Genomic DNA, 22,846 nt, shown 5'->3' on the forward strand with positions numbered 1-22,846 from the left:
CCGGGGACACCTATGTTTCAGTCGAACCGATTCGCGTAACGATCCGACCCACCGGCTCGTCTCGGCACAACAAACCGGTCAGCTTCGCGCGGCTCAGCCACACCCCCGGCTCGACATCCCATTGCGGCCCGCGCATCGCATGGCCGACCGAATGCCTACCGCCCACGGCTGGCCACAGCCGGACACCCACTCGCAGAGGGGTATCATGCCAATGTTCGCCACCAGGCGCCGCGTCGTCGGCGCCGCACTCCTCGCCATTGCCGTCGCTGCCTCCACGACCGCCTGCTCTTCATCGAACGACGCCGGTGACGGCTCGGCCACAGGCAACACCTACACCATCTGGGATCCATACCCGCAGTACGACGACAGCTCCGCCTGGGTCCAACTGCTGAGCAAGTGCGGCACCGACGTGGGCGTGACCGTCAAGCGCACGGGGTACGACACGACCGACCTGACCAACAAGGCACTGCTGGCCGCCCAGCAAGGCAACTCCCCCGACGTGCTCGTCGTCGACAACCCGGTCGTGTCCACCCTGGCGGAGGCCGGCGTGCTGACGACCACCGCGGAGAACAAACTCGACACCAGCAGGATCGAGCCGAACCTCATCGCCGCCGGAACCATCGGGGGCAAGGCCTACGGCGTGCCGATCGGCGCCAACACCCTGGCCCTGTACTACAACAAGGCGGTCCTGCAGGCGGCCGGCGTCGACATCGCCACCGTCAAGGACTGGGCATCGCTGACCGCGGCGCTGGGCAAGGTGAAGGCCGCCGGCAAGAAGGGCATCACGTTCTCCGCGATCGGCACCGAGGAGGGCAGCTTCCAGTTCCTGCCGTGGTACTGGGGATCCGGTGCGAACCTGCGTAAGCTCGACTCACCGGAGGCGGTCTCGGCGGTGACGTTGTGGACCGACTGGCTACAGCGGGGCTACGCGCCCAACTCCGTCATCAACAACACGCAGACCACCAGCTGGCAGGAGTTCGCCACCGGCGACTACGCCTTCGCCGAGAACGGCACCTGGCAGTTGGCCAACGCCAAGCAGGCCGGGTTCGAGTACGGCATCATCCCGATCCCATCGAAGGCCGGTGGCACCGCACCCGCACCCACCGGCGGCGAGTTCGTCAGCATCCCAGTGCAGAAGGACGCGGGCCGCTACACCACCAGCGGCAAACTCGTGCAGTGCCTCACCAACGCCGACAACTCGTACGCCACCGTCACGACGTTGTCCTACATCGCACCCACTACGGCCGTGCAGGACAAGCAGGTGCAGGGCAACGCCGACCTGAAGGTGTGGGTCGAGGCAGTGAAGGCAGCCAAGGGCCGCACCAGCGACGACCTCGGCACGAAGTACCCGAAGATCTCGCAGCCGCTGTGGACGGCGGTGCAGGCGGCGCTCAGCGGGTCGAAGTCGCCGGCTGATGCCCTGGCCGCCGGGCAAGCGGCGGCCGCGGCGGCGACGAAGTAGGCCGTGCACGCCATGAACCATACGACACAGACCACGAGCGCACGGGTGGCTGTGCGTGTCGCGGGCGGGACGGCCCAGGTCGTCCCGCCTCCGGCCCGGGCGAGGGGTGGCCCGGGCCAGGCACGCAACGGCGGCTGGATGCCGTGGGCGTTCCTCGCCCCGGTCCTCGCCTACCTTGCCGCCTTCTACGCCTACCCGCTGTACCGCAACGTCGACCTGAGCGTGCGCCACTACACGGTGCGCTCGTTCGTGCAGGGCGGCGCACCGTTCAGTGGCCTCGACAACTACCGGACGGTGCTGGACGACCCGACCTTCGCGCCGGCGCTGACCCACACCGTCGTCTTCACCGCGGCCTCCCTGGCCGTGCAGTTCGCCGCCGGCCTGGCACTGGCCGTGTTCTTCAACCGGCACTTCCCGCTGTCGGGACTGCTGCGGGCGCTGTTCCTCGTGCCCTGGCTGCTGCCGCTCATCGTGTCGGCCTCGACGTGGTCATGGATGCTCAACAGCGACTCCGGCATCGTCAACAGCATCCTCGGCTGGATCGGCGTCGATCCGGTCAACTGGCTCACCTCGCCGGACTGGTCCCTCGCCTCGGTCATCATCGTGAACATCTGGATCGGCATCCCGTTCAACCTCGTCGTGCTCTACAGCGGCCTCCAGGTGATACCAGCGCAGTTGTACGAGGCAGCCGCCCTCGACGGCGCCAGCGGCTGGCAGCAGTTCTGGCAGATCACCTTCCCCCTGCTGCGGCCGGTGTCGGCGATCACCCTCCTGCTCGGTCTGGTCTACACGCTGAAGGTGTTCGACATCATCTGGATCATGACGAAGGGCGGCCCGGTGGACTCCTCGACCACCTTCGCCACCTGGTCTTACCGGCTCGGATTCGGCAACATGCTCCCCGAGTTCGGCCCGGGCGCCGCGGTGGGCAATCTACTCATCCTCACGGCCCTCGCCTTCGGCCTGCTGTACGTCCGGATCCAGCGCAAGCAGGTGCGCGGATGAACCGCGCAACGCACCGATGGCAGACCCTGCTCGGGCTCCTGTTCACCGCGGTCATGCTCTTCCCGGTGTACTGGATGGTCAACGTGTCGCTGACCCGCGAGCACGACATGCGCAAGAGCCCGCCGAACCTGTTCCCGGCCGACCCCACCTTCGACGGATACCGGGCCGTGCTAACGCACCAGCTGCCGTACCTCGGCACCAGCCTGCTCGTCGGCGCCGGCACGGTGGCGTTCACCGTCGTGCTGGCCGCCCCGGCCGGCTACGCCCTGGCGAAGCTGCGACCCCGCGGCGGCGGCCTGCTCCACTTCGCCTTCCTGATCGCCCAGATGATTCCCGGGATCATCATGGCGATGGGGTTCTACGCCATCTACCTCAACCTCGGCGTGCTCAACAGCTGGCCCGGCCTCATCCTGGCCGACTCGACGATCGCCGTGCCCTTCGCGGTGCTCGTCTTCACCGCCTTCATGTCCGGTATCCCCGACGACCTGCTGCAGGCGGCACGCACCGACGGCGCGGGCGCGCTGCGCACCTTCTGGTCGGTCGTTCTTCCAGTCAGCCGCAACGCCGTCGTCACCGTCTCCCTCTTCGCGTTCCTGTGGGCGTGGTCCGACTTCATCTTCGCCAGCACGCTCGACGGCGGGGGGAGGCTGCGCCCCATCACGCTCGGCATCTACCAGTACATCGGCAATAACAACCAGCAGTGGAACGCCATCATGGCCACCGCCGTGGTGGCCTCGATCCCAGCCGCTGTGCTGCTCGTCGTCGCGCAGCGCTACGTCGCCGCCGGCGTCACCGCCGGCGCGGTCAAGGACTGACACCGAAGTCTCCAGCCGACGCCAACCCGCCCGCGCGGGGGCCGAGCGTCACCAGAAAGTGAGCACGCATGACCAGCCCATCGGGTCCCCACTTCTCCGTGCAGGACATCCCGTTCAGCCACTCGGGATCATGGTTCGGCATCTCCCCGGTCGTCGCCGACAAGACCTACGCCGAACACCTGCATCTGGTGTCGCACCAGTCCGGCCTGCACGCCGTCCTGCGACTGGTGCCGACCCGCGCCGACAGCGAGGTGCAGGCGATCGTGTCCGCGTCGCCCTCGGTGCTGATCTGGGCCGACGGACCCGACCGCGTGGAGCTCGCCTACGAAACCGTGGACACAATCCGGCTGCGCGGGCAGGGCCTCGGCATGGCGATCCATGCGGCCCACTCCACGCTGAGTCCATTCAGCGGCACGTACCTCTACCGCGACCCGGTCGACGGATCCCACGTCTACACCGACTATGGCACCGGCCGCCGGTACCGGCTCACCCTCCTCGCCGGCACCGCCACCGCCACCGGCGATCAGGCACTCGGCACGGGTACACGAAGCGTCGCGGTCGGTCGGGACGGACCATGGGAGCTGGCCATCGAGGAGTTCGACAGCGCCCGCGCGCCATACCGCAGCGACCTCACCTTCGACCAGATCGTCAAGGCGGCCGAAGCCGAGTTCACCACGTTCACCGACGCCGTGGCACCATGGCGCACAGCGGAGACACCGGCCGCCGAACTCGCCGCCTACGTGCTGTGGTCAGCCACAGTCCGGCCGGCCGGCTTCGTCACCCGGCCCGCCGTGCTCATGTCGAAGCATTGGATGGACAAGGTCTGGAGCTGGGACCACTGCTTCAACGCCCTCGCCCTCGCCGACGGGCTGCCAGAGCTCGCCTGGCACCAGTTCCGCATCGTGTTCGACCACCAGGACGCCGCCGGTGCTCTCCCCGACTCCATCACCCATTCCGAGGTGCTCTACAACTTCGTCAAGCCACCCATCCACGGCTGGGCCCTCCGGCAACTGCGGCGACGGCTCCACGGGCTGGACCGCACCGAGCTGACCGAGACGTACGAGGCGCTCGCCCGCTGGACGGCGTTCTGGCTCTCCCACCGGCGCGGCCCCGGCGAGCAGCTGCCGCACTACCAGCACGGCAACGACAGCGGCTGGGACAACGCCACCACCTTCGACCCCGAACGGGTCGTGCAGAGCGCCGACCTCGCCGCCTTCCTCCTGCTGCAGCTGCGCGAACTCACCGACCTCGCCGCCGTTCTGGGCCGCGCCGACGACGCCGCACGATGGACCACCATCGCCGGCCAGCTCCGTGCCACGATGCTCACCCAGCTGTGGACCGGTGAACGGTTCGTCGCCCGCAGCGCGGCGACCGGCGCCACCTGGACCAGCGACAGCCTCCTCGACCTGATGGCGATCAGCCTCGGCGACGACCTCCCGGCCCCGGTCCGGGCCGTCCTGGCCGAACGGATCGCCTCCCATCTCACCGCCTTCGGGCCGGCGACCGAACTGCCCACGTCGGCACAGTACGAGGCCGACGGGTACTGGCGCGGCCCGATCTGGGCACCGTCCACTGTGCTCATCGAGGACGGCCTGCGCCGCGCCGGCCACACCGAGCTCGCCGACGACATCAGCGCCCGCTTTCGCACACTGTGCGAACGGTCCGGCTTCGCCGAGAACTTCGACGCCCTCACCGGCGCCGGCCTGCGCGACCGCGCCTACACCTGGACCGCCAGCGCCTACCTGATCCTCGCCGCCGCCCACGTCGAACGCAGCCGAGCCGCTCAACGATCCGACCAGCCAGCGGCAACGCTGTAGGCGCCCTCCGCGACGCCTCTGCGCGACACCGCAGCGCGGGCGGCCTCGATGGTGGCGTTCACGGCCACGAGATTGGTCGCGGCTGGGCACGCTCGAGTCCCGTACCGGAAATTCGCCGCGTGGGTCGGGACCGCCGCCAACGTGCGGGCTCTTGTCCTGATCCGTCCCGGCGCCGTGCTCGGCAGCCGGAGGTCCGACTCGCGGAAAAGAGCCGTTCTTCCCCCTTGCCCCGCCTTCCACCGGGTCAATCGAACCTGGTTCCACTACGGCAGGCCGTCGAGGGCGAGGCTGGTCACCGGTGCCGCCGTAGCGGGTGCGGGCCGTTGAAGATGCCGCTCGCCGAGCCTCCGCAGTAGTGCACGAGGACCAGCAGCGCCGGTCGCGCCGCCGGTCGGGGCGGCACGTAGAGGTACATGCTCAGGTTGGTGGGGTTGTTGCCAAAGTTCGTGACCTGGGTCAGCCCGGCGGCCAGTGCCGGCGGGCTGACCAGGAACACGGCGGCGAGCGCCGTGCCGACCGCCAGGAGGGTGCGAAGCAGTCGGTGCATCGGGTCCTCCTCTGTCGGTTGCCGGGATCGTCAGAGCGCCGTCACCGTCCAGTGGTTGTTCGTGCTGGTGTTAGGTGCCCACAGCGCGACGGTCGAGCCGGTCGTGCTGTTGCCCATGCCGTCGAGCGCCGTCCCCGTGCCGCGGTTGACGATCTGGCAGCGGCCGTTGCCGACATCGGCGAGTCGCCACTGCTGGTTGTTGCCGCCGTTCCACGCCGCCTGCCGGCAGGCGGCGCCGTTGGCGGTGCTGCCCCAGCTGTCGAGAACCATGCCGTTGGTGCGGTTGACGATGCGGCACCAGCCCCCGCCGAGGTCGACGAGTTGCCACTGCAGGTTGGTGCTGCCGTCCCAGGTCCACTGCTTGAGGTTGGCCCCCGAGGCGACGTTGCCGCCGCTGTCGAGCACGAGCCCGGTGGTCACGTTCGCGATCCGGACGTACCCCGGTGTGGACGGCTTCTGCTGAGCGGTCAGGCGATAGGTGCGTCCGGCCAGCCCCGGCAGCTGGACGACGTCGGCCTCGGGCCTGGTGACGGTGACGGCGCCACCGCTGGTGGTGTCGGTGACCGTGTACGTGCCGGTGAACATCCGGCTGCGCACCTTGGCGGTGCCGTCCCGGCCGAACCTGATCGTGATCTCGTCGGCCTGACCGCTGCTCCACCTGGCGCCGACGGTGTAGCCGCCGCGGCCGCGCAGGCCCTGCACCTGCCCGGCGGGCCAGGCGGACGGCAGGGCCGGCAGCACGTGCACCTCCCCCGCGTGGCTGTGCAGCAGCATCTCGGCGATGCCGGAGGTAGCGCCGAAGTTGCCGTCGATCTGGAACGGCGGGTGCAGGTCGAACATGTTCGGCGCGAGCCGGGCCGGTGTCACGAGCAGGCGGATCAGGTCGTTGGCGCGGTTGCCCTCCTCCAGTCGGGCCCAGTAGTTGATTTTCCAGGCGAGGGACCAGCCGGTGCCGTCGTCGCCGCGCAGTTCGAGGGTCCGCCGGGCCGCGGTGTACAGCGCCGGGGTGCCGCGCCTGGTCACCTGGTTGCTGGGATGCAGGCCGTACAGATGGGAGATGTGCCGGTGGTACTGCTCGGTCTCGACCCAGTCGTACAGCCACTCCTGGATGTTGCCGCGGGAGCCGATCTTCATCGGCGGGAGCCGGTCGCGGGCGGCCAGGACCCGTGTCCGGAAGTCGGTGTCGACGCCGAGGACCTGGCCGGCCTGGGCGACGCCGGTGAAGAGGTCCCGCAGGATCTGGTTGTCCATGGTGGGGCCGGCGCAGACGCTGACGCCGGAGTGGTGGGCGAGCTCCGGGGAGTTGGACGGATTGGTGACCAGGTAGCGCAGGGCCGGCTCCTCGACCAGCGTGTCGAGGAAGAACTGCGCGGCCCCCTTCATCGCCGGGTAGTTCGCGCGGAGGAACGTGACGTCGCCCGTGAACTGGTAGTGATCCCAGATCATCGTGGCCAGCCACGCTCCCCCGGTCTGCCACATGCCCCACAGCGCGCCGTCGACGACGGACGAGCCTCGCCAGGCGTCGGTGTTGTGGTGGGTGACCCAGCCACCGGCGCCGTACTGCACCTGTGCGGTGCGCGCCCCGGTCACGGCCAGCTCGCCGATCATCCGGAACACCGGCTCGTAGCACTCCGCCAGGTTGGTGGTGTCAGCGGGCCAGTAGTTCATCGGCAGGTTGGCGTTGATGGTGTACTTCGAGTCCCACGACGGGCTGAGCGAGTCGTTCCAGATGCCCTGGAGGTTGGCCGGCTGGGTACCCGGCCGTGACGAGGAGATCAGCAGGTACCGGCCGAACTGGAACAGCAGGGCGGCGAACTGCGGGTCGCCGGTGGTCGCGTACCGGGTGATGCGCACGTCGGTGGGCTGGTCGGCCGCGGCGGTGCGGCCGAGGTCGAGCGTGGTGCGGTTGAACAGCTGCTGGTAGTCGGCCACGTGCCGGGCGCGCAACTGGTCCCAGGTCCGGGTCGCGGCGGCGCTGAGGAAGGTGCGGGCCCGGCCCTGGTAGTCGCCGCTGACGTCGCGGTAGTTGACGTAGCTGGACCCGATGGAGATCAGCACCGTCACGCTGGTGGCCCCGCTGACCTGCAGCGTTCCCCCGGAACTGCTGACGGTGCCGCCCTCGGCGAACGCGCGCGCCAGTGCGTGGAACCGGACCTTGCCGGCCAGGCCCCGCTGGTCGCCGGAGACGCCGTCGACGGCGACCGTCGCCGCATCCGGGCTGGAGACCGTCGTGCGCTGCGGGCTGTCGAACCTCGCGGAGAACGTGATCGCGCCCGACCGGTCTGCGGTCAGCCGCACTGCGATCACCTGGTCCGGCGCGCTCGCGAGCACCTCCCGGCGGAACCGGGTGCCGTTCTGCAGGTACGACACGCCCGCGACGGCCGTTGTCAGGTCCAGGAACCGCGAGTACTCCGACACCCCGGCCGTGCCGCCGGCGAACGTGAGCCGGAGATTGCCCATGATCTGGTACGCCAGCTGGGCCGACGGGATGCCGAGGAGGTTCTGGTCGACCAGGCTCTGCGCCTGGCTCCACTGGTTGGTGAAGACCAGCTGCCGGATCTGGGCCAGCGCGGCGGCGCCCCGCGGGTTGCTCTGGTCGTACGGCCCGCCCGCCCAGATGGTGTCCTCGTTGAGCTGCAGCCGCTCCACGTCGGCATTGCCGAAGACCATGGCGCCAAGACGCCCGTTGCCGATCGGCAGCGCGCGCAGCCAGTCGGTGCCGGCGCTCTGCTCGTACCACAGCGCCAGGTCACCGGCGGCCCGTACCTCCGGCGGGGCCGCCGCCGAGGAGGGCGACGCGGACCAGGCCAGCGGCGCGACCGCCGCGCCGGCGCCGGCGGCGCCGGCCTTCAGCACCTGCCGGCGGGTCACCTCAGCCATTTTCGTGCCTCCTCAGGCCTGGAACGAGACGTCGTCGACGTACAGGGAGTCGGTGCCCGCCGCGGTCTCGACGTAGAACGTCGCGCCGGTGAGCGTGCCGGTCCACGAGACAGTGGCGGTGCCGGTCAGCAGCGTCCAGCCGTTCGGGTTCACGGCCGTCGCCGGGGTCAGCGAGACGTAGCCGGTCGTGCCGCCGGCGGTCACGGCCAGGGTCGCCTTCGCCGACGGGGTGCCGCTCTGGCTGCGGACCCAGACGCTCGTCGTGTAGGTGCGGCCGTTGGTGAGCTTCGAGGTCACGTCCTGGCTGGGGCCGTTCCACGAGGCGGTGCGCCCGGTGAGCGACAGGGATCGGGTGCCGCCGTGCGCGACGGCCGTGGTGGACGCCAGCGTGCCGCTGCCGAACACGCCCCAGCCGGTCGTGCCGTTCTCCGTGTTCCCGTTCGTCAGCAGGTCACCACCAGTGGCGGCACCGGCGAACTGCCACCAGTTCACGTTGAACAGCGAGCCGCTGCCGCCGGTGAACCGCAGGTACAGGTCGTGGGTGCCGGTGGCGCCGGTGACGGGGCAGGTGATGGTCGTCCAGGTCTGCCAGCCGCCGGTACCGGGCACCGTGCAGGTGCCGACGAGCGTGCCGTTCACCCCGTCGAGGCGCAGCTCGATGCGTCCTCCGGACGCGGCGGACGCCACCCGGGCGGTGAACGACGTTGCTCCGGCGCCGAACGCGGCGCCCTTCACCTTGATGTAGTCGCCGTTGTCGATCCAGCCGACGTTCATGCCGCCCTCACCGGCCGGCTCGGTCTCCACGCCGGACTCCCAGGCGATCGTCTCCGCCTCCTGGCGGGTGTAGGGATTCAGCGTGCCGACCTGGGGCGCGCCCGCGGCGGTCATGTTGATCGTCGGTATCGTGCCGTCGGCGTTGTAGATGAACTTCTCGACGGCGACCGAGCGGGTGAAGCCGCCGCCGCCCGGCAGCGCGCCGTTGTGGTAGAAGAAGTACGAGCCGCCGTTGTAGTCGATGACGCCGGCGTGGTTGGTGAAGCTGCCGCCCTGCCGGGGCATGACCGTGCCGCGGTAGGTCCACGGGCCGGTCGGGCCGGGCGCCGTCGAGTAGCCGATGAACTCGGAGCAGCACTCGGCGGCGAAGACGTTGTAGTACAGGCCGTTGCGCTTGTAGACCCAGGGCCCCTCCTCGTAGAGGGTCGGGCGGCTCGCGTTCCCGCTGCGGGTGCCGAACCCGGCGCTGGTGAGCGGGATCTGCGTCGGGTTGCCGGAGTACGAGATCATGTCGGTGTTGAGCCGGACGTACCACAGGTTGGGGTTGCCCCAGTAGAGGTACCCCTGGCCGTTGTCGTCGATGAAGACGGTGGGGTCGATCTCGCCGTTCTCGACGAGTGGACGGCCGATCGCGTCGGTGAACGGCCCGGTCGGGCTGGTCGACACGCCGATCCCGATCGCCATCCCGCCGCCGCGGCGGTGCACCGGCACGTACCAGTAGAACTTGCCGTTACGGTTGACGACCTGCCCCGCCCAGGCGTTGGAATCGGCCCAGCTGAAGGTGGCGAGGCTCATCGGGGAGCCGTGGTCGGTCCAGTTCACCATGTCGGTGGTCGAGTACGCCCGCCACTCCTTCATCGTGAAGTTGGTGGAGGCGTCCTCGTCGTGGCCGGTGTAGAGGTAGACGCGCCCGTTGTACACCAGCGGGGCGGGGTCGGCGGTGTAGATGGTCTGGACGATCGGGTTGTCGGCCCGGGCCACCCCTGGCACCAGGGCCAGCACGCAGAGCAGGCCGGTCGCCCAGGCCATTCGGCGGAACTTCACAGGAGTCTCCTCGGCAAGGCTAGGTCCCGGGTCCAGCGCTGGTTGGCGGCAGCGGTGCAGGACCACAGGATCACGGTGGTGCCGTTGGCGGTGTTGTTGCCGTTGACGTCGAGGCACAGGCCGGACTGGGCATTGCTGACGGTGCCGTTGGCGTTGAGGTTCCAGCGCTGGTTGGTGCCGTTGTTGCAGTCCCAGAGCTGGGCCTTCGCCCCGGCAGTCGCGTTGAGCGGCGCGTCGAGGCACTTGCCGAGCGCCTGGATCGTCTGGCCGTTGACCGTCCAGCGCTGGTTGGTTCCGCCGTTGCAGTCCCAGATGACGGGTTGGGTGCCGTTGGCGGTGGCGCTGTTGGGCACGTCGAGGCAGCGGCTGGATGCGGCGCTGACGAACGCGGTCGCCGTCGTGCCGGTACCGCCGCCGCTCACCCGGTAGACGACCGTGCCGTGCCCGGGCACGCTCGCGGCGATGGCGCCACCGGTCGTGCTGGTGGCGCCGGTCCATGCGTCGCGCAGCGTGAAGGTGCTCCCGGTCTTGCCGATCGCCGCGGCGGTGGTGGAGACCGTGGTCGTCGCACTGCCCTGGTTGAACAGCGCGACCGCGACATCGCCGTTGGCCAGGCGCTTCGCGAGGACCCGCCGCGTGCCGTCGTTCGACACCTGGGTGGCCTGCAGACCCAGGGAGTCCTGGTTGATGGCGATGAGGTCCTGGTTCTTCAGGATGGCCTGGGTGGCCGAGCTCATCGAGCGGATGTCGTTGCCGGCGATGAGCGGCGCGGCCATGACCGCCCACAGGGCGAAGTGGCTGCGCATCTCGGTGTCGGTCATGCCGCCGCGCCCGACCTCGAGCATGTCGGGGTCGTTGAAGCGGCCCGGTGCGGCGTAGCCGGCGAGCGGCACGGTGACGTTGACGATGTTCTGGATGCCCATCGGGTAGCCGTTGGTCTGCCCGGTGTTCCACGCGTTGGTGATGTCCTCGGTGGTACGCCAGAGGTTGGCCACGTCGCCCCAGTTGCGCTGGGGTCCGGTCTTGGCGTGGATGCTGTTGGGGTTGATGCTGTACACGATCGGGCGGCCGGTGGCGGCGAGGGCGTCGCGCATCTTGGCGAACGTGGCGACCTGGTCGTTGATGGTGCCGTTCGGCGAGCACCAGTCGTACTTCAGGTAGTCGACGCCCCACGCGGCGAACTGCCGGGCGTCCTGGGCCTCGTGGCCCTGGCTGCCGGTGGCTCCCGGGTAGGAGCCGAAGTACTGGGCGCAGGTCTTGTCGACGGGCACCTGGTATATGCCGAACTTCAGCCCCTTGCCGTGCAGGTAGTCCCCCAGAGCCTTCATGCCGCTGGGGAAGCGCGACGGGTCGCCCTGCAGGTTGCCGGCGCTGTCCCGGTTGGGGTTGAACCAGCAGTCGTCGACGACGACGTACTGGTAGCCGAGGTCACGCAGGCCGCTGCTGACGATCGCGTCGGCCATCTGCCGGATCAGGGACTCGCTGATGTTGCAGCCGAAACTGTTCCAGCTGTTCCAGCCCATCGGCGGAGTGCGGGCCACGCCGTTGTCGAGGGCGTCCGCGGGCCGGGTACCGAGGACCGACAGGAGCAGCAGTACGGCGGCGAGCACGCTTCCGAGGCGCTTCATCGCAGCGTCCAGCGCTGGTTGGCGGCGGCGGTGCAGGTCCACAGGATGACCGCGGTGCCGTTCGCGGTGGCGTTGCCGCTGACGTCCAGGCACAGCCCGGACTGGACGTTGCTGATCGTTCCGTTGGCGTTCCGGTTCCAGCGCTGGTTGGCGCCGCCGTGGCAGTCCCACAGCTGGACCTTCGCCCCGGCGGTGGCGCCGGTGGGCGAGTCGAGGCACTTGCCGAGCGACCGCAGGGTCTGCCCGTCGGCCGTCCAGCGCTGGTTCGCGGCGCCGCTGCAGTCCCAGATCATCGGCTGGACACCGTTGGCGGTGCTGCCGCCGGGCACGTCCAGGCAGCGGCCGGAGGCGGCGCTGACCAGGGCGGACCCGGTGGGGGTGGCGGGGTCGCCGATGCTGCCGGGCACGGAGCGCAGCGCCGCGTACCAGGCGGTAGCCATCTTGTCGTAGCCGGTCGCGGTGGGGTGGATGCCGTCGATCAGGTCGGCGGTGGTGAGGGCCGCGTGCATGTCGACGAAATGGACCCGCTTGCCTGCATTGACCTTGCTCTGCACGATGCCCGGGATGGTGGCGTTGAAGGTGCGGGCGGCCGCTTCCTGGCCGCTGTTGCTCAGCGGGATGATGCTGGCGACGAACACGTCCGCGGACGGCACGGCCGCGGTGATGTGGTCGATCAGGGCGGAGAGCCGGCCCGGCGCGCCGGCGACGTTGAAGTTCTGCAGGATGTCGTTGGTGCCGATGTGCAGCAGCACCGTGCGCGGGGTCGTGGTCCGCAGCCACCCGGTGACGTTGGCGTCGATCTGGTCGATCCGCCATCCTGGATGACCCTCGTGGTCGTGATCGCCCAGCGCGGCCGGCCCGTTGAACTGCGAGCCGACGAGGTCGACGCGGTAGCCGCCGGCCGTCGTCCGCTGCCACAGGCCGATCCGATAGCCGCCGGGGACCTGGGTGCCCTCGGTGATGGAGTCGCCCAGCGGCATCACCCGTACGCCCCCGTTGGACTCCGCCGCCGCGACGCCGCTCCAGGTGGCCAGGGCGACCGCGGCCAGCGCCGCGGTGACGATCCATCGCTTCCTCGTACGCATGACAGCCCCTCCTCGGGGTCTGCCTGCCGCTCCCGCGTCGGCGGCGGGAGCGGCAGGACGAGTCGGTTGGCTAGCGCTGCAGGGTCAGCACGCCCGGCCGGTACGGCAGGAGGCCGTAGTCGCCGCCGGAGCTGGGGGAACGTCCCTGGTACAGCAGCTGGAGGTTGCACGGGTCGACGGTCTTGGTCTGGTCGGGGTTGCTGCGGACCAGGTCGCCGTGGCTGATGTCGTTGGTCCAGGTCGCGCCGCTGTTCGCCTTGCCGGCGAAGGGGTTGCTCTCGGTCGCGGCCTGCGGTGTCCACGAGCCGCCCAGACTGGAGGACGTGAACGAGCGGAAGTAGCGGCCGTTCGCGCCGATCGCCTCGACGAGCATGAGGTACTGGTTCTGGCCCTGGACCTTGTAGACCTCGACGCCTTCGAACAGGTTGTTCGTCGTGTCGCTCATGATCTGGGTGTAGCTGGAGCCGAAGCTGCCGGGGAAGTTGCCGATCGGCATGCTGGCCCGGTAGATCTTGCCGTTGTCGCCGGCGAAGAACAGGTACATGTTGGTGCCGTCACCGATGATGGTCTGGTCGATCGGGCCGGTGCCGGAGCCGGAGATGCTGCCGGAGAACAGTGTCTGCGGCGACGACCAGCCGTTGGCGTTGGTGGGGTCGCTCGACGTGCGGTAGTTGAACGCGGCCCCGCCCCACTGGTAGGTGAGCACCCAGATGTTCTTCGGGGCGAAGTAGAACAGGGTGGGCGCGACCGCACCGAACGACATGCCGTTCTGGCTGGCCGAGGCCATGTCGGACCAGTTGGTGAAGAGGCCGAAGTTCATCGAGCCCCACGTCGATCCCGTGTCGTGCGTCGTCGCGTAGACGAGATGCCTGCCGTTGTAGACGACGTTCGTGAAGTCCTTGAGCGACACCCACCCCGACTTCGGGTTCGCCAGCGAACCGGTCGACGTCCACCGGTACGTCGACGGCAGCGTGCAGGTGCCGCTCGGCGGGCTCGAGGTCGGGGGTGTGCTGGTGGGCGTCGAGCCGACGCGGACGAGCTGCCACTGCTGGTTGTTGCCGCCCCAGTCGCTGTACTGCACGACCGCGCCGCCGTCGGCGGTCGAGGCGTTCTGCACCTCGACGGCCTTGTTGCTGTTGCGGTTGATCAGCCGCACGTAGCCGCCCGACGAGTCGGCGAGGCGGAACTGCTGGTTGGTGCCGTTGTGGTCGGACCACTGCACGACGGCGGCGCTGTCTGCGGTGGAGAAGTTGTAGACGTCAAGGACTTTGCCGGAGTGGCGGGCCTTGAGCCGGTAGTAGCCGCCGCCGGAGTCGACGAACTGCCACTGCTGGTTCTGGCCACCCGAGCGGGTGTACTGCTGGATGCACGCACCGTCGGCGGTGGACACGCCACACACGTCGAGGGCCTTGCCGCTGTTGCGGTTCACCAGCTCGTACCACGCGCTGGTGTCCACCGTCGCCGCCGACGCGGTCGTCACGTTGATCGCGACCACCACCCCGGCGGCCACGGCCGTCGCCGCGAGCGCGACGCCGATGAGTCTCATTCCGGGTATCTCCTTCGTCAGATTCGGACGAGTTGCCACTGCTGGTTGTTGCCGCCCCAGTCGGCGTACTGCACGACGGCGCCGCCGTCGGCGGTGGAGGCGTTCTGCACTTCCAGGGCCTTGCCGGAGTTGCGGTTGACCAGCCGGTACCAGCCGCCGGAGTCGGCGAGCCGCCACTGCTGGTTGGTGCCGTTGTGGTCGCCCCACTGCACGACCGCCGCACCGTCCGCGGTGGAGAAGTTGTAGACGTCGAGGACCTTGCCGGAGTGGCGCGCCTTCAGCCGGTACCAGCCGCCGCCCGAGTCCACGAACTGCCACTGCTGGTTCTGGCCACCCGAGCGGCCGTACTGCTGGACGCACGCACCGTCCGCAGTGGACACACCACACACGTCGAGCGCCTTGCCACTGTTGCGGTTGACGAGGGTGTACCACGCACCGGTGTCGACGCCGGTCGAGGTCGGCGTCGGGTTGCTGCCGCCGGCGTTGAGCGCGCTGAGGGTGCTGGTGTACGCGGCCTTCTTGTTGCCGTTGCCGTCGAACAGCAGCGGGTTCTCGCCGGTACGCCACGAGTCGCTGTCACGGATGCCCCACACCGTTATGCCGGTGCAGCGCGACACGGCCAGGCAGGCCTTGACGACGTTGGCGTAGGCGGTGGCCTGGCTGGACCCGGAGATGTCGAGCTCGGTGATCTGCACGTCGACGCCGAGGTCGGCGAAGCGCTGCAGGTTGGCCTGGTAGTCCGACGGGGGCAGGCCGCCGAGGTGGGACTGGAACCCGACGCAGTCGATCGGCACGCCCCGCGACCTGAAGTCGCGGACCATGGTGTAGACGCCGGTGCTCTTGGCGTTGATCCCGTCGGTGTTGTAGTCGTTGTAGCAGAGCTTCGCGGCCGGGTCGGCCGCCCGCGCGGCGCGGAACGCGACCTCGATCCAGTCGTTGCCGGTGCGCTGCAGGTTCGAGTCGCGCCGGGCGCCGGAGCCGCCGTCGGAGTATGCCTCGTTGACCACGTCCCAGGCATAGATCTTGCCCTTGAAATGGGTGGCGACCTGCGTGACGTGGTTGACCATCGCGGTGCGCAGGGCGCTGCCGGACAGGCCCTGGGCCCAGCCGGGCTGCTGAGAGTGCCAGGCGAGGGTGTGCCCGCGGACCTTCTGGCCGTGGGCCTGGGCGTGGGCGACGATCTGGTCGGCGCCGGTGTAGCGGAACTGGCCCTGGGACGGCTCGGTGGCGTCCCACTTCATCTCGTTCTCCGGCGTGACCGAGTTGAACTCCCGGTCGAGGATGCCGGTGTACGTGCTGTTCGACAGCTTGCCGGCGGCGACGGCCGCGCCGAAGTACCGGCCCTTCTCGGCCGCTGAGGCACCGAGGGTGGTGCCGGCCGCGGCGGTGCCGGCGAACCAGGCGGTGAGGCCGGCGGCGAGCAGGGTGGCGACAGCGATGGGCAGGACGGTCCGCCAACGTCTTCTGTGCATGCGTCTGCCTTTCTGACTAGGAGGCGGTCTGTTCGAAGCGCTGGACGGTGACGGTGCCGCCCAGCGACCTGGTGGCGTAGTTGAAGACGCCGTAGCGGTAGCCCATGAAGAACTGCCAGGCGTTGTTCAACGTCAGCGCGGAGCCGAGCGGGGTGAAGGTGACGCCGTCGGTGCTGTAGGAGAACCGGGCCTGCCGGCCGGATCCGGGCCGGACGTCGGCGGTGGCCCGCAGCCAGATCCGGCCGCCGGACACGACCGCGCTCGCCGCCTCGGTGCCGGTGCTGGTGGTGTTCCAGCTGCCGTCCATGGCCAGGCCGGTGACCATCGAGACGCGGGTCGTGGAGCCGTCGCGCCGCACGCCGATCCAGGCCGAGGCGTCGCGCAGCATCGCGAGGCCGGCGCGGTCGCCGTCGGCCATCGCCGAGTAGTCGAGCTGGACGGTGGCGGTGGACGCCGGCCCCTGGATGCGCTGGGTGAGGGTGTTGCGGGCCGAGTACAGATCGCTGGTGACGGTGGCGGTCTGCAGCCGCAGCCCGTTGCCGGCCGACCACCTGGTGTTGTCGGGGTTGTGGTTCCACTCCCACTGCGGACCGAGCGCGGCCGTGGTGAAGGTGTCCGCGCCGATCATCGGCTTGACAGTCTTGGACGTCTGGATGTTCGGCGTGGGATACGACGCGCCCCAGCCGCCGTTCACGGTCTGGACGCTCGGCCATCCATCGGTACTCCAGGTGACCGGTGCGAGGACCGGGATCCGCCCGCCCGGGTAGGCGTCGACGAAGGCGGCGTAGTACCAGGCGCCGTTCTGGGTCTGGACGAGGCCGCCCTGGTGCGGGATGCCGGCGCCGCTGACGGGCGTGGGCATGTTCAGCAGCACCTGCCGCATCTCGTACGGCCCCCACGGGCTGGTCGAGCGCAGCACGTACTGGCCGTTGGCGGGCTTGGTGACCCAGATGTAGTAGTAGCCACCCCGCTTGTAGAAGCGGGAGCCTTCGAGCGTCCCCACGCTCGACGGGGTGCTGAACACCTGCTGGTGGCGGACCTCGCTGAGGCCGTCGGCGGACAGCTGCGCGACGCTGAGCGTGGAGTTGCCGTAGGCGACGTACATCGTGTCGTTGTCGTCGACGAGCAGCCCGGCGTCGTAGTAGCAGTTGTTGATCCGGGCCCGCTGCTGCCAGGTGCCGTCGACCGACGAGGCGGTGTAGACGTACGTCCGGTTGAACTCGACGCAGCCGAGCCAGTAGAAGGTGCTGTTGCTGGCCCGGTAGTTCAGCGCCGACGCCCAGATGCCCTTGACGTAGGCACGGCCGCCGCTGAGGTTGTAGGCGCTGGAGTCGAAGTCGAGGCTCGGCACCGAGTGTCCGGCGTACTCCCAGTGGACCAGGTCGTAGGAGCGCAGGATCGGCGCGCCCGGCGAGTAGTGCATGGTCGAGGCCGAGTAGTAGTACGCGTCCCCGACCCGGATGATGTCGCCGTCGGCGAAGTCCTGCCACACGATCGGGTTGGTGAACGTGCCGCTCGGCGGGTTCGACGTCGGTGTGGTGCCGACGCGGACGAGCTGCCACTGCTGGTTGTTGCCGCCCCAGTCGGCGTACTGCACGACCGCCCCGCCGTCGGCGGTCGAGGCGTTCTGGACCTCCATGGCCTTGTTGCTGTTGCGGTTGATCAGGCGGACGTAGCCGCCACTCGAATCGGCGAGCTTCCACTGCTGGTTGGTACCGTTGCCGTCGCTCCACTGCACGACCTTGGCTCCGTCGGCGGTGGAGCGGTTGTAGACGTCGAGGACCTTCGCCGAGTGGCGGGCCTTCAGCCGGTACCAGCCGCCGCCCGAATCCACGAACTGCCACTGCTGGTTCTGCCCACCATTGCGGCTGTACTGCTGCACACACGCCCCGTCCGCGGTGGACACACCGCACACATCAAGGGCCTTACCACTGTTGCGATTCACCAGCTCGTACCAGGCGCTGGTATCCACCGTCGCCGCCGAGGCGGTCGTCACGTTGATCGCGACCACCACCCCGGCGGCGAGCGTGGTGGCAACGGCGGCGAGCAGGGCTGTGCGGGCCCGGGCGGGCGAGGCTTTGGTACCGGTTTGCATGGGGCTTCCTTCCGGCTGAGGGCTCGCGTGCCGGTCGACCAGCCGCTGGGCCCGGTGGCGGTGGACCGCACGTGTTAGCGCTAACAGACTGCGGCGGGGCAGCGCTTTACGCGTGCTGAGCGGCGGAAGAGCGAATGGCGAGAACGCTCACATCTAGGACCGCGAGATTGCCAGAACGTTTCGGAAGACGCAAGGCCGAACGCCGGCCAGTCCGGTCCGGTGGCCCATTACCGCGGACTCGATCTCGTCGTTTTCCCAGTTCACGGTACCGCCGCCGAGCACCGCAGCACTTTGACGAATGCGTTGAGATTTTCACGCTTGCCGATCTGCGACCCTTTTCCCGAAGACTCGTAACGCTTTTTTCGGTGCCAGTTTGGCGAGCGGCTCGCGGTTATGTACGAGGCTGTCGGACGGTCGCCGGCGGTCAGGCCAGCGGTGGACGGAGCCGGAAGGCGCTGTCGGCGCGGAACGCGGCTGAGCCGTCAGCCTTGTCCACCCACAGCTGGTCCTTCTGCCGGTGGATGAAGTGACCTCGATAGTTCGCCGACTCCAGGAACACCTCGCCGCCGTCCGTCACCGTCGCGCAGAAGGTGGCGTCACCGCGGAACACGAAGCTTCCCTCGTCGGCGCTCAGCCTGAGTCGCCACATCGAGTGCCGCAGATACTGCCCGTTGGCCGCCCGAAACGAGTAACAACCGGCATTCGACAGGCCGGGCACGACCTGGAACGTCGCCCGGCCACGCTGCGTGGAACTGCTTGCGGCGACCAGAATGCCGAACTGCCCGTCGGTGCCCAGGTACAGCCCGGGGACAGCGCCCGACTCGAACGACACCGGCCCCAGGTGCAACGCCGACGGCAGGCCGGACGACGCGGCTGACGACGGCGGGCCGAACGACGCGGCCGGCGAAGTCCGGCCCGACGGCGTGGCCGCCGTGGGAGGCGCACCCTCGCCGCTCGGCCAGGTCAGGGCTGCGACGGCGATCCCGGCGACGATCGTCGCGGCGATGGCCGCCTTCGCGACGGGGATGCCGGCCAGCCAGCCGGTCGTCGCGGCCGCGCCGCCCGCTGCGGTGACAGCGGACGCGGCGAGTGGACCGTGACCGGAGACCGCGGCGCTGGCGGACCCGGCGAGCGGGGCGTAGCCGGTGGCCGCGGCGAGGCCGCCGGCGGTGCTGGAGGACGCTGCGGACGGGCCGTGGCCGACCAGGGCGGCGGTGAGCACCGCGGGCACCGGCAGCAGCGCGAACCCGGTCAGCAGCCGCTCGGTGTCGACCATCTCCTCGGCGGCTGCGGCGCAGGTGGCGCAGGAGCGGGTGTGCCGGGCGATCCGCTTGCGCCACAGCGGGCTCGGGATGCCGTCCCAGTCCGCGACGACAGTGTCCAGCCATGGGCAGCGCGGCCGGGCCTCAAGCGCCGCGACCAGGGCACGAGCCTGGTCCAGCCGGTTACGCATGCGCTGGACCCGCACACCCGCGTGCGGGACGCTCACCCCGAGCGCGGCGGCGAGTTCGATGCGGCTGAGCTCCTCGCCGACCTCCAGCCACCACAGCGACCACAGCACCCGGTCGTCCGGATCGAGCCAGGCGACCGCCTGCCCGACCTGTCGGCGCTGCCCAGCCAGTTCCAGGCGCAGCAGGGTGAGATCCTCGAAGTCGACGGCGTGCGATGCGCCGGCTACGTTGTCCAGCGCGGCGGTGCGCCCCGCGGTGAGGCGCTCGCTCTGCAGGTGGGTCGCGGCCTGGCGGACGGCGATCGCGGCGATCCAGGCCCGGAAGCTGTCCGGCTCGCGCAGCGACGGCAGCTGACGCAGCGCGCGCACCATGGTGTCCTGGACGACGTCGTCGACCGCGGCCGGGTGCCCAGCGAGCGCGCGACGCACGATCGTATACACCAGCGGCAGGTAGGCCGCCATGAGTTCGTCGATCGCCCGTCCGTCGCCGGCCTTCGCCGCGGCGACCAGTGTCGTCTTCCTCGTGCCCGTGCTGCCCATGTGCATCACCGATCCAGGGACTTGCCGTCCCACCAGGCGATCAGCATGCCAGGACCCGCCCGGCAGCACCACGCCTCGCCGGACCGGCACGGCCGGTGCCGAGCCGACGCTCACTTGTTAACGATCACATCGTCGCGCAATCCACATGAAACAGTCCGGCCGCCGCGGCTGTCAATACGCGCCTGCGTCCGCGAACGTGCGACCCGGCGACCCCGCTCCGCATAACACAAATTGAGCAGGCATCACTGCCGGCGCGAATTCCGCGACGTCATCGCCGGACGGACGCCGCGCTGGCGCGCACCACGAGCGTCGGGGTGACCTTCGGCTCGGGACGCGCCTCGGCCCGACCTCCCTGCCGGACGGCCTCGACCTGCCGGAGCAACGCCGCGATGCACCGCCGGCCCACCTCGTCGAAGTCCTGCCGGACGGTGGTCAACGGCGGCCAGAGGTACTCCGCCTCGGGGATGTCGTCGAAGCCGACCACGCTGACGTCAGTGGGGATGCGAAACCCGCGCTCCCGCAGGGCCCTGATCACGCCGAGGGCCATCTGGTCGTTGCCGGCGAACACGGCGGTGATCCCGGGCCGCTCCGCCAACGCCAACCCGGCCGCGTAGCCCGACCTGGCGCTCCAGTCCCCGGTGAACGGCCGAGGCGCGGCGATGCCGGCACGCTCGAGGGCCGCCCGCCATCCGGCGATCCGGTCGCGGCTCTCGGGCCAGCCGAGCGGCCCGGACACGTGCCACACACTGCGGTGACCGAGGCCGAGGAGGTGTTCGACCGCGAGCCGGGCACCCGCGACATGGTCCACGCCGACCGAAGGCCCCGTGCCGTCGACGTCGCCCTCGACCGTCACGGTCGCCATCCCGCGCCGCTCGTCGAACAGAGCGGTCGCCGCGGCGGCGTGGGGTGCGACCACCACGGCCCCGGCGACCGACTGGCCCGCGAGGGTCTCCAGCGCGGCCAGGACGCCGACGTCGTCGGCCCGGGCGACTGTCACGATGCTGACCCCGTACCCCTCCGCGCGCGCCGCCCGCTCGATGCCGAGCAGCGTGGAGGCCGGCCCATACAGGATCGTGTCGGACGCGACGACCCCGATCACCCGCGACCCGCGCACCAGACCGCGGGCCATCGCGTTGGGCCGGTAGCCGAGCTCACGGATGGCCGCGAGGACCCTCTCGCGAGTGGGACCGCTGACCGCCCGGTGGTCGTTGAGCACCCGCGACACGGTCTGATGCGACACGCCAGCCAGCCGCGCGACGTCACCGATGACCGCGGCCCGACCCCTCATCACCATGCAAAGCATCTCCGAGCACCGATTTCCGCCGACATGAACACCTGAGCGTTGGCACTCCACGCCAATATGTCAATCAGCGACGGAACATAAGTCACGGCGAAGAAACCGTTATGCGCGGACCACCCCGCAGGTCGCGCTCGCACATCACGGAACGAGCGAGTCGAACAGACGGCCTTGAATATATCCCGCCGACGTGACATTGTCGGCAGCCACCACCCATGCCGCCCGCGCGCTCGCCAGTGTGAATCTGTTAACGCTCACATCACCGAGCTAACAAACCCGCCGTTCACGAAAAGAGACACCGCCATGACACTCCCTTACCGCGCTCACCACGTCGTCGGTCACCCGCACCAGGGCTCGGCATCAGCGGCGCCCCGGTCAGCCCGTGAGCACGCCGCACGGCGTGACGGCCTGCGTGGCGGCGATCGTCGGGCCAGGGCATCCTGACCCTGGCCGCGCTCGCCGCCGGCCGAGCCGGCCCAGCGTCCCTGCCGGCCCTCGCCGCCCTGTCCACAACACCGCCGTGACTCGCACCGGCAGGCAGCGGCGGGGGTCCGGGTCGTGACACTCACGTCCGCCGCCATCGGCCACTCAGCCCGAACCCCGGGCCGAGCCGCCGAGCTGTGCCGTTCCGACGCGATGTGGGCACCGGATCCGGGGAACCCGCGAGTGGAGGCTTGATGGCGGTGATCCGTGGTCGCTGGTCACGCCAGCCGGGATGCCATTCGACGTCACGCAGTCCTGCTTGCCGGATCGCGTGGTGGTACTGCTCGTCGGTGAACAGGGTCAGGTTGTGTTCCTCGCTCCAGTGCCGGATTCCGGTGTCGGCTTCGCCGAGCAGGTAGTGCATGGTCAGCGTCGAGGTCGTGCCGGCGTGATGGGAGACGCACATTCTGGTGAGGTGCCGCCGGCCGTCGGCGGCCGTCCCGGTGTCAACGGGTCCGGAGATCCATTGCTTCGGGGTGAACCAGGGCTCGAGCAGCAGCACACCACCTGGTTCCAGGTGTGCGGCCAGGCAGTCCAGGACGTCGTTCAGCTCGTCAACCGACCGTGCATAGCCGATCGAGGAGAAGAGACAGGTGACGGCGCTGAACCGGCGGCCGAGCCGGAAGTCACGCATGTCACCGGCGTGCACCGCGATCCCGGCGAGGCGGTTGACGGCCGCCTTCCGCATCGGCTCGGCGAGCTCCAGTCCCTCGACGTGTCTGAAGCTGTGGCGGAAGTGGGACAGGTGAAGTCCCGTGCCGCAGGCGACGTCGAGGAGGCTGTCCGCCGTGGGATTCCGTTGCCGGATCAGGGCGGTGATGTCGTGGGCCTCACGTCGATAGTCCTTGCCCGCGGCGACGGTGTAGATGAGCTCGTAGGCCGCGGCGAGATCATGATCGTGGGCCACGT

General features: G+C 69.7%; 15 protein-coding genes. 4 read left to right on the forward strand and 11 right to left on the reverse strand.

What is annotated here, in order from left to right; genetic code table 11:
• Window positions 1-211 precede the first annotated feature (211 nt).
• The 4 genes from ABZS66_RS05265 to ABZS66_RS05280 all read left to right on the forward strand — a co-directional run bounded on the left by ABZS66_RS05265 (window position 212) and on the right by ABZS66_RS05280 (window position 5,096).
• Entirely contained in the window at window positions 212-1,462 is a 1,251-nt protein-coding gene (locus ABZS66_RS05265; RefSeq protein ID WP_354755346.1) for an extracellular solute-binding protein, read from the forward strand.
• Between the two features lie 138 nt (window positions 1,463-1,600).
• The gene (locus tag ABZS66_RS05270; RefSeq protein ID WP_354755402.1) at window positions 1,601-2,464 is read left to right on the forward strand and encodes a sugar ABC transporter permease; all 864 of its coding nucleotides are present in this window, start codon (window positions 1,601-1,603) and stop codon (window positions 2,462-2,464) included.
• A complete protein-coding gene (locus ABZS66_RS05275; protein ID WP_354755347.1) occupies window positions 2,461-3,279 on the forward strand; it encodes a carbohydrate ABC transporter permease in 819 nt (272 codons plus the stop codon). The genes ABZS66_RS05270 and ABZS66_RS05275 overlap by 4 nt, the downstream gene beginning before the upstream one ends.
• Before the next feature lie 68 nt (window positions 3,280-3,347).
• Window positions 3,348-5,096, forward strand: coding sequence for a trehalase family glycosidase (locus ABZS66_RS05280; protein WP_354755349.1), 1,749 nt, complete (start codon window positions 3,348-3,350; stop codon window positions 5,094-5,096).
• A 292-nt stretch (window positions 5,097-5,388) separates the two neighbouring features.
• On the opposite strand, the gene ABZS66_RS05285 is transcribed toward ABZS66_RS05280, so the two are convergent.
• The 11 genes from ABZS66_RS05285 to ABZS66_RS05335 all read right to left on the reverse strand — a co-directional run bounded on the left by ABZS66_RS05285 (window position 5,389) and on the right by ABZS66_RS05335 (window position 22,844).
• Window positions 5,389-5,643, reverse strand: a complete 255-nt coding sequence (locus ABZS66_RS05285) for a hypothetical protein (RefSeq protein ID WP_354755351.1) — start codon at window positions 5,641-5,643, stop codon at window positions 5,389-5,391.
• A gap of 30 nt (window positions 5,644-5,673) precedes the next feature.
• Window positions 5,674-8,523 (reverse strand): glycoside hydrolase N-terminal domain-containing protein, encoded by a 2,850-nt coding sequence (locus ABZS66_RS05290; RefSeq protein WP_354755353.1) that lies wholly within the window; start codon window positions 8,521-8,523, stop codon window positions 5,674-5,676.
• 12 nt (window positions 8,524-8,535) lie between these two features.
• Window positions 8,536-10,326 (reverse strand): family 43 glycosylhydrolase, encoded by a 1,791-nt coding sequence (locus ABZS66_RS05295; protein WP_354755403.1) that lies wholly within the window; start codon window positions 10,324-10,326, stop codon window positions 8,536-8,538.
• Between the two features lie 11 nt (window positions 10,327-10,337).
• Complete coding sequence (locus ABZS66_RS05300) at window positions 10,338-11,969, reverse strand: ricin-type beta-trefoil lectin domain protein (protein WP_354755355.1); 1,632 nt, start codon at window positions 11,967-11,969, stop codon at window positions 10,338-10,340.
• Complete coding sequence (locus ABZS66_RS05305) at window positions 11,966-13,054, reverse strand: RICIN domain-containing protein (RefSeq protein WP_354755357.1); 1,089 nt, start codon at window positions 13,052-13,054, stop codon at window positions 11,966-11,968. The genes ABZS66_RS05300 and ABZS66_RS05305 overlap by 4 nt, the downstream gene beginning before the upstream one ends.
• A 70-nt stretch (window positions 13,055-13,124) precedes the next feature.
• Complete coding sequence (locus tag ABZS66_RS05310) at window positions 13,125-14,600, reverse strand: non-reducing end alpha-L-arabinofuranosidase family hydrolase (RefSeq protein ID WP_354755359.1); 1,476 nt, start codon at window positions 14,598-14,600, stop codon at window positions 13,125-13,127.
• Between the two features lie 17 nt (window positions 14,601-14,617).
• Window positions 14,618-16,072, reverse strand: coding sequence for an endo-1,4-beta-xylanase (locus ABZS66_RS05315; RefSeq protein ID WP_354755361.1), 1,455 nt, complete (start codon window positions 16,070-16,072; stop codon window positions 14,618-14,620).
• A gap of 16 nt (window positions 16,073-16,088) precedes the next feature.
• Window positions 16,089-18,167: a family 43 glycosylhydrolase gene (locus tag ABZS66_RS05320; RefSeq protein WP_354755363.1), complete on the reverse strand. Its 2,079-nt coding sequence runs from the start codon at window positions 18,165-18,167 to the stop codon at window positions 16,089-16,091.
• A 424-nt stretch (window positions 18,168-18,591) separates the two neighbouring features.
• Entirely contained in the window at window positions 18,592-20,157 is a 1,566-nt protein-coding gene (locus tag ABZS66_RS05325; RefSeq protein ID WP_354755365.1) for a sigma-70 family RNA polymerase sigma factor, read from the reverse strand.
• A 268-nt stretch (window positions 20,158-20,425) separates the two neighbouring features.
• A complete protein-coding gene (locus tag ABZS66_RS05330; protein ID WP_354755367.1) occupies window positions 20,426-21,451 on the reverse strand; it encodes a LacI family DNA-binding transcriptional regulator in 1,026 nt (341 codons plus the stop codon).
• Between the two features lie 568 nt (window positions 21,452-22,019).
• Complete coding sequence (locus ABZS66_RS05335; protein WP_354755369.1) at window positions 22,020-22,844, reverse strand: class I SAM-dependent methyltransferase; 825 nt, start codon at window positions 22,842-22,844, stop codon at window positions 22,020-22,022.
• Window positions 22,845-22,846 lie beyond the last annotated feature (2 nt).

This window comes from Dactylosporangium sp. NPDC005572, from assembly GCF_040605515.1.
Classification (GTDB): Bacteria; Actinomycetota; Actinomycetes; order Mycobacteriales; family Micromonosporaceae; genus Dactylosporangium.